The sequence below is a fragment of the Anoxybacillus tengchongensis genome (genome assembly GCF_014201585.1).
In the GTDB taxonomy this organism is placed as follows: Bacteria; Bacillota; Bacilli; order Bacillales; family Anoxybacillaceae; genus Anoxybacillus; species Anoxybacillus tengchongensis.
This window is the reverse complement of sequence record NZ_JACHES010000016.1, coordinates 17,580-32,167: the sequence shown is the minus strand read 5'-3', so window position 1 is coordinate 32,167 and position 14,588 is coordinate 17,580. Positions and strand designations below refer to the sequence as shown.

Sequence of the window (14,588 nt, the reverse complement as noted above, 5' to 3'; positions counted from 1 at the left end):
CTCCTATATCGCAATTACAGCTTGATTTCAATATCGACACCAGACGGTAAGTCTAAACGCATTAAAGAATCTACTGTTTGTGGAGTCGGATTAACGATATCAATTAAGCGTTTATGTGTGCGCATTTCGAACTGCTCACGAGAGTCTTTGTACTTATGAACCGCACGTAAGATCGTGTATACCGTTTTTTCAGTTGGTAACGGAATCGGTCCAGATACAGTTGCGCCTGAACGCTTTGCAGTTTCCACAATTTTCTCAGCAGATTGATCAAGAATTCGATGATCATATGCTTTTAAACGAATACGAATTTTTTCTTTTGCCATTATTTTCCCTCCTTCTTCGCCTATTTTCAAAATAGACATTCTCCATGGAAATTTCCTTCACACTCGCCATGGCAAAGCGGCCGGGTGTGTCAGCAACCTTCCACTTCATCGCAGTCAAAGACCAACGTTTATTATTATATATAATTTTTATATTCAATGCAAGTTTTTTATTTCTTTTCTTTGCAAACTGCCTTTCCTATTATACATATTTCGTCATGCATTTTCAATGGAGTAAAAAAATAAGTGGTCTAGCTGACCGCTAGACCACTCCCATCGATTACTCGATGATTTCAGATACAGAACCTGCACCTACTGTACGTCCACCTTCGCGGATCGAGAATTTTGTACCTTCTTCGATCGCGATTGGCGCGATTAATTCTACTGTCATTTCGATATTGTCTCCAGGCATTACCATCTCAACACCTTCTGGAAGTTGGATGATACCTGTTACGTCCGTTGTACGGAAGTAGAATTGTGGACGGTAGTTAGAGAAGAATGGAGTATGACGTCCACCTTCTTCTTTTGTTAATACGTAAACTTGCGCTTTAAATTTTGTGTGTGGAGTGATTGTTCCTGGTTTTGCTAATACTTGACCGCGTTGTACTTCGTCACGAGAAACACCGCGAAGAAGTGCACCGATGTTGTCACCAGCTTCAGCTTGGTCAAGAAGCTTACGGAACATTTCAACACCTGTAACAGTTGTTGCTTTTGGCTCTTCAGAAAGACCGATGATTTCTACTTGGTCACCAACTTTTAAGATACCGCGCTCAACACGACCAGTAGCAACTGTACCACGACCAGTGATTGAGAATACGTCCTCAACTGGCATCATGAATGGTTTGTCAACTTCACGTTGTGGAGTTGGGATGTACTCATCAACAGCGTTCATAAGTTCGATGATTTTTCCTTCCCAAGCTGGATCTCCTTCAAGCGCTTTTAACGCAGAACCTTTAATAACAGGAACTTCGTCTCCAGGGAAGTCGTATTCAGATAATAAGTCACGAACTTCCATTTCAACAAGCTCTAAAAGCTCTTCGTCGTCTACCATGTCGCATTTGTTTAAGAATACAACGATGTAAGGTACGCCTACTTGGCGAGAAAGAAGAATGTGCTCACGAGTTTGTGGCATTGGACCGTCAGCAGCAGATACAACAAGGATCGCGCCGTCCATTTGCGCAGCACCTGTGATCATGTTTTTCACGTAGTCTGCGTGACCTGGGCAGTCAACGTGTGCATAGTGACGGTTGTCAGTTTCGTACTCAACGTGTGCAGTTGAGATTGTAATTCCGCGCTCACGCTCTTCTGGAGCAGCGTCGATTTGATCATATGCGCGTGCTTCTGCTTTACCTTGTTTCGCAAGAACTGTTGTGATTGCAGCTGTTAAAGTTGTTTTACCGTGGTCAACGTGGCCGATTGTACCAATGTTGACGTGTGGTTTCGTGCGTTCGAATTTCGCTTTAGCCATTATAATATCCTCCTTAGTGTTTTTTATTAAGTATAGAATGCTCGGAAGTGAAAGTGCACAGGCACGTCCACTTCCAAGTCTTACATAAGTATTTATACTTGAACAATGCTAGAAAATCAATTATTCACCTTTATTTTTTTTGATGATTTCCTCAGCAATGCTCTTCGGAACTTCTTCATAATGGTCAAATACCATTGTGAATGTTCCGCGACCTTGTGTATTTGAACGCAATGAAGTTGCGTACCCAAACATTTCAGAAAGTGGAACCATCGCACGAACAACTTGTGCGTTACCACGAGCTTCCATACCTTCGACGCGACCACGACGAGAAGTAATATCACCCATGATGTCACCTAAATATTCTTCAGGGACGATAACTTCTACTTTCATGATCGGCTCAAGTAACACTGGGTCACATTTTGCTGCTGCGTTTTTCAACGCCATAGAAGCAGCAATTTTGAACGCCATTTCGCTTGAGTCAACATCGTGGTAAGAACCATCAAATAACTTCGCTTTGATGTCAACAACTGGGTATCCAGCAAGAACACCATTTTGCATTGCATCTTCAAGACCTGCTTGAATTGCAGGAATGTATTCTCTCGGAACAACCCCACCGACGATCGCGTTTTCGAATTCAAATCCTTTTCCTTCCTCGTTTGGTGAGAACTCGATCCAAACGTGACCGTATTGACCGCGACCACCAGATTGACGCACAAATTTACCTTCAACTTGTGCAGATTTGCGGAATGTTTCACGGTATGCAACTTGTGGAGCACCAACGTTTGCTTCTACCTTAAACTCGCGACGCATACGGTCAACGATAATGTCAAGGTGAAGCTCACCCATACCCGCGATGATTGTTTGACCAGTTTCTTGGTCTGTCCATGCACGGAATGTTGGGTCTTCTTCTTGAAGTTTTTGCAATGCTGTACTCATCTTATCTTGGTCAGCTTTTGACTTCGGCTCGATCGCGATTTGAATAACTGGCTCTGGGAATTGCATAGACTCTAAAATTACTGGGTCTTTTTCATCACACAGCGTATCACCAGTTGTTGTATCTTTTAAACCTACAGCTGCCGCAATGTCACCAGCGTAAACTTGTGCAATTTCTTCGCGGTGGTTTGCGTGCATTTGTAGAATACGACCGATACGTTCACGCTTACGTTTTGTTGAATTCAACACGTAAGAACCAGAGTTCAATGTACCAGAGTATACGCGGAAGAACGTCAACTTACCAACGTAAGGGTCTGTCATAATTTTAAACGCTAACGCTGCAAAAGGAGCATCGTCACGCGCTTCACGAACTGTTTCTTCCTCTGTATCAGGAACAGTTCCTTTGATCGCAGGAATGTCGACTGGTGATGGTAAGTAGTCAACAACTCCGTCAAGCATTAATTGAACACCTTTGTTTTTGAATGCAGAACCACAGAATACTGGGAAGAATTGAACAGAAACTGTTGCTTTACGAATTGCAGCTTTTAATTCTTCTTTCGTAATTTCTTCCCCTTCTAAATATTTCATCATTAATTCTTCGTCAAGCTCTGCAACTGCTTCAATTAATTTCCCACGATATTCTTCTGCCATATCACGATAGTCTTCAGGAATCTCGATGCGCTCGATGTTTTTTCCTAACTCATCGTGATAGTGGTATGCGCACATTTCAACAAGGTCAATGATGCCTGTGAATTGATCTTCTGCACCAATCGGTAATTGAACAGGATGCGCATTCGCTTGTAAACGTTCATGAAGCGTTTTTACAGAGTATAGGAAGTCTGCGCCAATTTTGTCCATTTTGTTTACGAAAACGATACGTGGAACACCGTATGTAGTCGCTTGGCGCCATACTGTTTCTGTTTGTGGTTCTACACCTGACTGCGCGTCTAATACAGCTACTGCACCGTCTAATACACGCAATGAACGCTCAACCTCTACTGTGAAGTCGACGTGTCCAGGTGTATCGATGATGTTAATACGATGATTTTTCCATTGAGCAGTTGTCGCTGCGGATGTAATCGTAATTCCGCGCTCTTGTTCTTGCTCCATCCAGTCCATCGTTGCTGCGCCCTCATGCACTTCACCGATTTTATGAACGCGTCCTGTGTAGAAAAGAATACGCTCTGTTGTAGTTGTTTTACCGGCGTCAATATGGGCCATGATTCCAATATTGCGAGTGTTTTCCAAGGAGAACTGTCTTGCCATATGGATTTTTTCTCCTTCCTTAAATGAAGTATCGTAATTTAATTTGCATATAGGAATATAGGCGAATGAGCGATGGGCATGCTTTTTTAGTTTCAACCGCATCGCTCTCACCTATTCTTAATTGAACGAAAAAATTACCAACGATAGTGTGCAAACGCTTTGTTTGCTTCTGCCATTTTGTGTGTATCTTCGCGTTTTTTCACAGCTGCACCTGTGTTGTTTGCTGCATCCATGATTTCGTTTGCTAAACGCTCTTCCATCGTTTTTTCTCCACGAAGACGAGCGTAGTTCACAAGCCAGCGAAGACCTAATGTTGTGCGGCGCTCTGGACGCACCTCAACAGGAACTTGATAGTTTGCACCACCAACACGGCGTGCGCGAACTTCAAGAACTGGCATAACGTTTTTCAACGCTTGCTCAAACACTTCCATTGGATCTTTACCTGTGCGCTCACGAATAATATCGAAAGCTGTGTAAAGAATTTTTTGCGCTTTACCTTTTTTACCGTCAATCATAATTTTATTGATTAAACGTGTAACTAGCTTTGAATTGTAAATTGGATCTGGTAACACATCTCGTTTAGGAACCGGACCTTTACGTGGCATAGTTTTTCCTCCTTTCAGTGAAAATCAGCGAGAAATGTTCAATGTTATTTCTTAGCTGCTTTTGGTTTTTTCGCACCGTATTTTGAACGACCTTGCATACGGTTTGCTACACCTGCTGTATCTAAAGCACCGCGAACGATGTGGTAACGTACCCCTGGTAAGTCTTTTACACGTCCACCGCGAATTAATACAACGCTGTGTTCTTGTAAGTTATGACCGATACCTGGGATATAAGCAGTTACCTCAATACCGTTAGATAGACGTACACGAGCATATTTACGAAGCGCAGAGTTTGGCTTCTTTGGTGTCATTGTACCTACACGTGTACATACTCCACGTTTTTGCGGAGAGTAAACAGTTGTTTGAACTTTTTTGAAGCTGTTATACCCTTTATTTAACGCAGGTGATTTAGATTTCACTACCTTTTTTGTACGACCTTTACGTACAAGCTGGTTAATTGTAGGCATGGTAAATTTCCTCCCTTCACAATTAAATTCAAGCCCACACATCCAGGTGGCTCATTTTTATGCAAAAACAAAGTTTTTGTAGTAAACCCACAAAAACAGTTTTTAACGAATGATCGCAACAACAGCCGCTCCTACGTCGATTTGACATGTTTTCCCGAGTTTTTTCATCGAGTCCACTTTACAAACAGGTACATTCGCCTCTCTTGCTACTTCTAGCACTTTATCGATAATTGTTGCATCCGCATCTTCAGCAATGACGATCTCATGCACCTTTCCATCTTTCAGAGCTCGCACTGTTTGTTTCGTTCCTACAACAATTTGTTTTGCCTGTGCGACTTTTTCATAAGACATGTAACATATCCTCCAAAGTGACAGGTTTTCGGAACACCTTTATTATGCTATCACTTTCTGAGTTCTGTGTCAACTATTATTTTTGAACCTATTGCTAGCGAACGGTGCTAGCAATAGGTTCATGAATTATTTCGTTGTAACAGCATCTTCGTCCTTCGTTGTTTTAATTACCGGCTTTACTTTGCGATAGCGAGCCATTCCTGTCCCTGCCGGAACAAGTTTACCGATAATGACGTTTTCTTTTAATCCAAGTAATTCGTCACGTTTTCCTTTGATTGCTGCATCCGTTAAAACGCGTGTCGTTTCTTGGAATGATGCTGCAGATAAGAATGAATCTGTTTCAAGCGATGCTTTCGTAATTCCAAGTAATACTGGACGAGCCGTTGCTGGTCGTTTGCCTTCCATTAACACTTTCGCGTTTGCATCCGTAAATTGATGGATATCAAGTAATGTACCAGGCAACAAGTCTGTATCGCCCGCATCAATGACACGCACTTTACGAAGCATTTGACGAACCATAACTTCGATATGTTTATCGCTAATTTCTACCCCTTGCATGCGGTATACTTTTTGTACTTCGCGCAACAAGTATTCTTGTACAGCGTTCATATCTTTAACTCTCAACAACTCTTTCGGATCGATTGAACCTTCTGTTAACTCTTGACCACGCTCAACTTTCTGCCCTTCTTGCACTTTCAGGCGCGCACTGTAAGGGGCTGTATACGTACGTGTCTCGACTTCGCCTTGGATGACAATTTCACGTTGACGGTCACGCGTTTCGTTAATCGCCACAACAACACCATCAATTTCTGAAATGACGGCTTGACCTTTTGGATTACGCGCTTCAAATAACTCTTGTACGCGCGGTAAACCTTGTGTGATATCGTCTCCTGCTACCCCACCTGTATGGAACGTACGCATTGTGAGCTGTGTGCCCGGCTCACCGATCGATTGAGCGGCGATAATACCAACCGCTTCACCAACTTCAACTTCCGCACCGGTTGCCAAGTTACGTCCGTAACATTTTTTACATACACCATGACGCGTGTTACATGTAAATGCCGAACGAATCCATACTTCTTCAATACCAGCTTTGACAATCGCATTCGCGATGTCTTCTGTAATCATTTCATTTTCACGTACAAGCACTTCGCCTGTTTCCGGATGTTTCACCGTCTTACGCGCATAACGTCCAATGAGGCGATCTTCAAGCTTCACGATCACTTCTGTTCCGTCTTTTAACGCACGGATTAACGTACCACGATCTGTACCACAGTCATCTTCACGAATAATGACGTCTTGTGCAACGTCAACAAGACGACGTGTTAAATAACCAGAGTCCGCTGTTTTTAACGCTGTATCCGCAAGACCTTTACGCGCTCCGTGTGTTGAAATGAAGTACTCAAGTACTGTTAAACCCTCACGGAACGAAGATTTAATTGGAAGCTCGATAATACGTCCAGCTGGGTTCGCCATTAATCCACGCATACCTGCAAGTTGCGTAAAGTTCGATGCGTTACCGCGGGCTCCAGAGTCACTCATCATGAAAATTGGATTTCGCTTATCAAGCGACTCCATTAAGCGACCTTGAATTTTATCTTTTGCCGCACTCCAAATCGAAATAACGCGTTCATAACGCTCTTCATCAGTAATTAAACCGCGTCTAAATTGTTTTAATACCGTATCAACTTTTGCTTGCGCTTCTTCTAAAATTTCTTGTTTTTCAGGCAAGACAACGATGTCCGCTACACCAATTGTAATACCGGCTTTTGTTGAGTACTTAAAGCCGAGATCTTTCATGCGGTCAAGCATTTTAGACGTTTCCGTAATTTTGAAACGTTTAAATACCTCGGCAATGATATTACCGAGAATTTTTTTCTTAAACGGTGGAACGAGTGGACGCTTACGGATTTCTTCTTTCACGTTCACACCTTTATCTAAGAAATACTTATCTGGTGTTCGTTCTTCAATGTTTTCTTGCGTCGGTTCATTAATATACGGGAATGACTTCGGCAAGATCTCATTGAAGATTAACTTTCCAACTGTTGTGATAAGCAATTTATTATTTTGCTCTGCTGTAAACGTTTCGTTTTTCAACGAACCGGCATGAACAGCGATGCGTGTATGCAAATGAACATAACCGTTATGGTAAGCTAACAACGCCTCGTCCGTATCTTTAAATACCATTCCTTCCCCAACAGCACCTTCACGTTCCATCGTTAAATAGTAGTTTCCTAAAACCATGTCTTGTGAAGGTGTAACGACTGGCTTTCCGTCTTTTGGGTTCAAAATGTTTTGTGCAGCAAGCATCAGTAGACGTGCTTCTGCTTGCGCTTCTGCTGAAAGCGGTACGTGCACAGCCATTTGGTCACCGTCGAAGTCCGCATTGTACGCCGTACAAACAAGTGGATGCAAGCGGATCGCACGACCTTCTACAAGCGTCGGTTCAAACGCCTGAATACCAAGACGGTGAAGCGTCGGTGCTCGGTTTAATAGCACCGGATGCTCTTTGATGACAGATTCTAAAACATCCCAAACTTCTGGATGAACACGCTCAATTTTTCGCTTTGCACTCTTAATGTTGTGCGCTAAGCCACGTTCTACTAATTCTTTCATAACGAACGGTTTAAACAACTCCAGCGCCATTTCTTTTGGTAAGCCGCATTGATACATTTTCAAATTCGGACCGACAACGATAACAGAACGACCAGAATAGTCAACACGCTTACCGAGCAAGTTTTGGCGGAAACGACCTTGCTTTCCTTTTAACATATGGGAAAGCGACTTCAGCGGACGATTTCCTGGTCCTGTAACAGGACGACCACGACGACCGTTATCAATTAACGCATCGACAGCTTCTTGAAGCATCCGCTTTTCATTTTGCACAATAATGTTCGGGGCACCAAGGTCTAATAAACGCTTTAAACGGTTGTTTCGATTAATGACGCGACGATATAAATCGTTTAAGTCAGATGTCGCAAAACGTCCACCGTCTAACTGCACCATCGGACGCAACTCTGGCGGAATAACAGGTAGCACATCCAAAACCATCCAAGATGGATCGTTACCAGAGTTACGGAACGCTTCAAGCACTTCAAGACGCTTAATTGTACGAGCACGACGCTGTCCTTGTGCTGTTTTCAATTCTTCTTTTAACGTTTCTACTTCTTTTTCAAGGTCAATGTCTTGTAACAACTTTTTAATCGCTTCCGCACCCATTGAAGCTTGAAACGAGTTTCCGTACTTCTCGCGATACGCACGATATTCTTTTTCAGAAAGCAATTGTTTCTTTTCTAACGGCGTATCGCCTGGATCCGTCACAACATAAGATGCGAAGTAAATGACTTCCTCTAGCGCGCGAGGGGACATGTCTAAGACAAGTCCCATGCGGCTAGGAATTCCTTTAAAGTACCAAATATGTGAAACAGGGGCTGCTAGTTCAATATGACCCATGCGCTCACGGCGAACTTTTGCACGTGTAACTTCTACACCGCATCGGTCACAAACGACACCTTTATAACGAACGCGCTTATACTTTCCACAATGACATTCCCAGTCTTTTGTCGGACCAAAAATGCGTTCGCAAAACAGTCCATCTTTTTCTGGTTTTAATGTTCGATAGTTAATCGTTTCTGGTTTTTTAACTTCACCATACGACCAAGAACGAATTTTCTCGGGTGAAGCGAGTCCGATCTTCATATATTCAAACTTATTCACATCTAACAAGGGGCCTACCTCCCTTTTAATATCCAGGTTTTACCCTTATGTCAACAAACTATTCTTTTACAACAACGCCTTCATCTTCTTCGGCTGACTCATCTGTAGGTGGGATGATGTCAACTGGTTGAACGTCATCATCTTCCCCGAAGTTTTCCATGCTAATTTCTTTTTCATCACTTGATAAAACTGTTACGTCCATACCTAAGCTTTGTAGCTCTTTAATTAATACTTTGAACGACTCAGGAACACCTGGTTCTGGAACGTTTTCACCTTTTACGATCGCCTCATATGTTTTTACACGACCAACCACATCGTCTGATTTGACAGTTAAAATTTCTTGTAACGTATAAGCTGCGCCGTATGCTTCAAGCGCCCATACTTCCATCTCACCGAAACGTTGACCACCAAACTGCGCTTTCCCGCCAAGTGGCTGTTGCGTAACAAGCGAGTACGGACCTGTCGAACGAGCATGTAACTTATCATCAACCATGTGCGCGAGCTTAATCATGTACATAATACCGACAGAAACACGATTATCAAATGGCTCTCCAGTGCGCCCATCATATAGAACAGTTTTCGCATCGCGTGCCATTCCTGCTTCTTCTAACGTCGCCCATACATCTTCTTCACGAGCGCCGTCAAATACAGGCGAAGCGACATGAAGACCTAGCTTTCTCGCCGCCATTCCAAGATGCAACTCAAGCACTTGCCCGATGTTCATACGCGAAGGTACGCCTAATGGGTTTAACATAATATCAACCGGGGTGCCATCTGGTAAAAATGGCATATCTTCCTCAGGTAAAATACGGGAAATAACCCCTTTGTTTCCGTGGCGTCCTGCCATTTTGTCACCTTCGGAAATTTTCCGCTTTTGTACAATGTACACACGAACAAGTTGGTTTACACCTGGAGGTAACTCATCACCATCTTCGCGAGTAAACACTTTGACATCGAGAACAATTCCACCTCCACCGTGCGGTACACGTAAAGAAGTATCTCGAACTTCGCGCGCTTTCTCGCCAAAGATAGCGTGCAATAGGCGCTCTTCTGCAGTTAACTCAGTGACACCTTTTGGGGTGACTTTACCGACAAGCAGATCCCCGTCTTTCACTTCTGCACCGATGCGCACAATACCGCGTTCATCTAGATTGCGAAGCGCATCTTCACCAACGTTTGGAATATCACGCGTAATTTCTTCTGGACCGAGCTTCGTGTCACGCGCTTCGGATTCATATTCCTCAATATGAATGGATGTATACACATCGTCTTTAACGAGACGCTCACTCATAATAATCGCGTCTTCGTAGTTGTATCCATCCCATGTCATAAACGCAACAAGCACGTTGCGACCAAGGGCTAACTCCCCTTTTTCCATTGATGGACCGTCAGCTAAAATCTCACCTTTCTCTACAACGTCACCCGCTTTAACGATTGGGCGTTGATTGTAGCACGTTCCTTGGTTTGAACGAACAAACTTCAATAAACGATATTTATCTAAATCACCTTTTACTTCTTTTCCGTCGACTTCGATTAAACGGCGCACCCAAATTTCTTTCGCTTCGACGCGCTCAACGATTCCACGATGTTTACAAATAACTGCAGCACCAGAATCTTTCGCTGCCACATACTCCATTCCTGTACCAACGATTGGGGCTTCCGGTTGCATAAGTGGAACAGCTTGACGTTGCATGTTCGCACCCATAAGTGCACGGTTTGAGTCATCGTTTTCTAAGAATGGAATGCAGGCTGTCGCTACGGACACGACTTGTTTTGGTGAAACGTCTACATAGTCCACGCGATCCCGTTTAACGACAATGTTTTCACCACGGAAACGAGCAACAACGTTTTCTTCTAAAAACGTTCCATCTTCCGCAATCGGAACGTTTGCTTGGGCAACAACGTAGTTGTCTTCTTCATCCGCTGTCAAATAGTCAATTTGATTCGTTACTTTTCCTGTCTCAGGATCAACACGACGATAAGGCGTTTCAATAAACCCAAATTTATTCACTTTTGCGTATGTCGAAAGCGAGTTAATTAACCCGATGTTCGGACCTTCTGGCGTTTCGATCGGACACATGCGACCATAGTGTGAATAGTGAACGTCACGCACTTCAAAGCCAGCGCGTTCACGCGTTAAACCGCCCGGACCAAGCGCAGAAAGACGGCGTTTATGTGTCAATTCTGCAAGCGGGTTTGTTTGGTCCATGAATTGTGATAATTGTGAGCTTCCGAAAAACTCTTTAATAGCCGCAATGACCGGACGAATGTTAATGAGTTGCTGTGGTGTAATTGTGTTTGTATCTTGAATGGACATCCGTTCACGAACAACGCGCTCCATGCGCGAAAGACCAATTCGGAACTGATTTTGTAGCAACTCTCCAACAGAACGAAGTCGACGATTTCCTAAATGGTCGATATCGTCTGTATCACCGACTCCATGCAATAAGTTAAAGAAGTAGCTAATAGATGCAATAATATCTGCAGGTGTAATATGTTTCACTGTTTCTGGGATATACCCGTTACTAATGACCGTGATGACTTTTTCGCCATCTGGATCGTTTGGAGCATAAATTTTGATTGCTTGCAAAGCAAACTCATCTTCGACAACGCCCCCAAGCGGTTGGTATTTACGTATACCGATTCCTTTTTCAAGCTCAGGTAAAATGCGGTCGAGCGTTCTACGATCGAGAACTGTTCCTTTTTCAGCAATCACTTCACCCGTTTCCGGATGAACGAGTGTTTCTGCTAAACGTTGACCAAATAAACGGTTTTTAATATGGAGCTTTTTGTTAATTTTATAACGACCAACACTTGCGAGATCATATCGTTTTGGATCAAAGAAACGAGAGATGAGCAAGCTTTTTGCGTTTTCAACGGTAGGCGGCTCCCCTGGACGTAACCGTTCATAAATTTCAAGCAACGCTTTTTCTGTACTTTCTGTATTGTCTTTTTCTAACGTATTACGAATATACTCGTTATCACCAAGTAAATCGACAATCTCTTGGTCTGAGCCAAAACCTAACGCCCGCAATAACACGGTTACAGGCAACTTACGCGTACGATCAATGCGAACGTACACAACGTCTTTTGCGTCTGTTTCGTATTCGAGCCATGCACCGCGGTTTGGAATGACGGTTGCTGTAAAGCCACGTTTTCCGTTTTTATCTACTTTTCCGCTGTAATATACGCTCGGTGAACGAACAAGCTGAGAAACGATAACACGTTCAGCACCATTAATGATGAATGTGCCCGTTTCTGTCATCAATGGAAAGTCTCCCATGAACACATCTTGTTCTTTTACTTCACCTGTTTCTTTATTGATTAGGCGTACTTTAACTCGAAGCGGCGCTGCGTATGTAACATCGCGTTCTTTTGACTCTTCGACAGAGTACTTCGGTTCTCCTAAGCTGTAATCAATAAATTCTAGTGACAAATTCCCTGTAAAATCTTCGATCGGTGAAATATCTTGGAACATTTCACGCAATCCTTCGTCGAGAAACCACTGATAAGAAGAAGTTTGAATTTCAATCAAATTTGGTAGTTCCAACACTTCACTAATGCGCGCATAACTTCTTCGTTGGCGGTGTCGTCCGTATTGAACTAGTTGACCTGTCAACTGATTCACCCCTCAAATCAAACATTAATAACTTGTCATCAGACAAAAAAGAAATGGTTTCTTATAAGAAAACCACATGTTTGACCTATTATATATTTTATAAGTTTTTCCTTTAAACCTAAAATTATACATACATACACAGCATACGTAAACTAAAAAAAATACACATTTAGCATTTTATAATGGTATCATACACAAAATTAGGCGTCAAGCTTTTTGTGCCCGAATAATAAAGTAACCTTTTTTCTTTTCAACGACATCAACTTGATCAAAAATTGTCTTTAACTTTTCTAAAGCAGATGGAGCACCTTGTTTTTTTTGAATGACAACCCATAGTTGCCCACCAGGAAGCAAGTAGTTCGCACTTTGCTCAAAAATTGAATGGACGACTGCTTTCCCTGCACGAATTGGCGGGTTTGTAACAATCGCAGCAAACGCCCCTTCTACTTCGTCAAATAAGTTACTTGTGTAAATTTGGGCATTTTCAATACCATTTTGCTGTTTATTTTTCTCAGCCAACTCAATTGCTCGCTCATTTACATCGATCATATGCACAGTTCGATACGGAAAATCTTTGGCTAGTGCCAAACCGATTGGTCCATATCCACAACCAACATCCAGAATATTTCCACGCACATCTGGCTCCATAAATGTTTCAATTAGTAACCGCGAACCAAAGTCGACTTCTTTTTTCGAAAATACACCTTGATCGACTGTAAATAAAAACTGATGACCTCGCAACATATACGTCCATTGAAACGGCCTACTTTCTACCGTAGGTCTCTCCGTATAGTAGTGATCACCCATCATTCCCACCTCTCTTTCCTTCATTGTAAACGAACGCACATAAAAACACAAAGAAGCTCGCCACTTCGAGCGAGCTTCTTTGCATCATTACTTGATTTCAACTTTCGCGCCAGCTTCTTCAAGCTTCGCTTTAATTTCTTCAGCTTCTTCTTTAGAAACGCCTTCTTTAACTGGCTTTGGAGTGTTGTCTACTAAGTCTTTTGCTTCTTTTAAGCCAAGACCAGTAAGTTCGCGTACAACTTTGATAACTTTGATTTTTTGCGCGCCGCCATCTGCAAGGATAACGTCGAATTCAGTTTTTTCTTCAGCAGCAGCACCAGCAGCGGCACCACCAGCAACTACTACAGGAGCAGCAGCAGTTACACCAAATTCTTCTTCGATTGCTTTTACTAAGTCGTTTAGTTCTAAAACAGTCATATTTTTAACCGCTTCAATGATTTGTTCTTTAGTCATGATCGATCTTCCTCCTTAATATTTTAGTTTTAGGCAATTTGAAAATTAAGCACCTTGTTCTTCTTTCTTCTCAGCAACTGCTTTTGTAACAAGAGCAAAGTTGCGAATTGGTGCTTGAAGAACGCTAAGCAACATAGAGAGCAAGCCTTCGCGAGATGGAAGCTCTGCAAGCGCCTTTACTTCTTCGAACGTTGCTACGTTACCTTCGATGATACCTGCTTTAATTTTTAACGCTTCGTTCTTTTTCGCGAATTCGTTTAAAATTTTCGCAGGAGCAACGACATCTTCATTGCTGAATGCAATCGCATTCGGACCTGTTAACGTTTCGTCTAAACCTTCTAAGCCTAACTCAGCAACAGCACGACGAGTTAACGTGTTTTTATACACTTTGAACTCGATGCCTGCTTCACGAAGTTGCTTACGAAGTTCTGTAACTTGTGCGACATTTAAACCACGATAATCAACGATGATCGTTGATTTGCTCGCGCGAAGCTTTTCAGCAATCTCCGCTACTAGCTGCTGCTTTTGTTCAAGTACGCTGCTCATGTCAACACCTCCTGTAGAAGTTGAGTTTCGACACCA

Annotated in this window: 11 protein-coding genes; all 11 read right to left on the bottom strand. The window is 42.7% G+C overall.

Going from position 1 to position 14,588, the window contains the following annotated elements; genetic code table 11:
• Positions 1-14: 14 nt before the first annotated feature.
• Positions 15-323: a 30S ribosomal protein S10 gene (gene rpsJ, locus HNQ82_RS13480; protein ID WP_021095335.1), complete on the bottom strand. Its 309-nt coding sequence runs from the start codon at positions 321-323 to the stop codon at positions 15-17.
• A 277-nt stretch (positions 324-600) separates the two neighbouring features.
• Entirely contained in the window at positions 601-1,788 is a 1,188-nt protein-coding gene (gene tuf, locus HNQ82_RS13475) for an elongation factor Tu (protein ID WP_032101424.1), read from the bottom strand.
• Between the two features lie 120 nt (positions 1,789-1,908).
• Entirely contained in the window at positions 1,909-3,987 is a 2,079-nt protein-coding gene (gene fusA, locus HNQ82_RS13470; protein WP_055441978.1) for an elongation factor G, read from the bottom strand.
• Positions 3,988-4,121: 134 nt separating this feature from the next.
• Positions 4,122-4,592, bottom strand: coding sequence for a 30S ribosomal protein S7 (gene rpsG / locus HNQ82_RS13465; RefSeq protein WP_004888658.1), 471 nt, complete (start codon positions 4,590-4,592; stop codon positions 4,122-4,124).
• Between the two features lie 44 nt (positions 4,593-4,636).
• Positions 4,637-5,059, bottom strand: coding sequence for a 30S ribosomal protein S12 (gene rpsL, locus HNQ82_RS13460; RefSeq protein WP_003397652.1), 423 nt, complete (start codon positions 5,057-5,059; stop codon positions 4,637-4,639).
• A 102-nt stretch (positions 5,060-5,161) separates the two neighbouring features.
• Entirely contained in the window at positions 5,162-5,410 is a 249-nt protein-coding gene (locus HNQ82_RS13455) for a 50S ribosomal protein L7ae-like protein (RefSeq protein WP_032101427.1), read from the bottom strand.
• A 126-nt stretch (positions 5,411-5,536) separates the two neighbouring features.
• Positions 5,537-9,136 (bottom strand): DNA-directed RNA polymerase subunit beta', encoded by a 3,600-nt coding sequence (gene rpoC, locus HNQ82_RS13450; protein ID WP_183250262.1) that lies wholly within the window; start codon positions 9,134-9,136, stop codon positions 5,537-5,539.
• Between the two features lie 49 nt (positions 9,137-9,185).
• Positions 9,186-12,746 (bottom strand): DNA-directed RNA polymerase subunit beta, encoded by a 3,561-nt coding sequence (rpoB, locus tag HNQ82_RS13445; RefSeq protein WP_183250259.1) that lies wholly within the window; start codon positions 12,744-12,746, stop codon positions 9,186-9,188.
• Between the two features lie 207 nt (positions 12,747-12,953).
• The gene (locus HNQ82_RS13440) at positions 12,954-13,553 is read right to left on the bottom strand and encodes a class I SAM-dependent methyltransferase (RefSeq protein ID WP_183250257.1); all 600 of its coding nucleotides are present in this window, start codon (positions 13,551-13,553) and stop codon (positions 12,954-12,956) included.
• Positions 13,554-13,640: 87 nt separating this feature from the next.
• Complete coding sequence (gene rplL, locus HNQ82_RS13435) at positions 13,641-14,006, bottom strand: 50S ribosomal protein L7/L12 (protein ID WP_003397647.1); 366 nt, start codon at positions 14,004-14,006, stop codon at positions 13,641-13,643.
• Between the two features lie 45 nt (positions 14,007-14,051).
• Complete coding sequence (gene rplJ / locus HNQ82_RS13430; protein ID WP_003397646.1) at positions 14,052-14,552, bottom strand: 50S ribosomal protein L10; 501 nt, start codon at positions 14,550-14,552, stop codon at positions 14,052-14,054.
• Between the last annotated feature and the right edge of the window lie 36 nt (positions 14,553-14,588).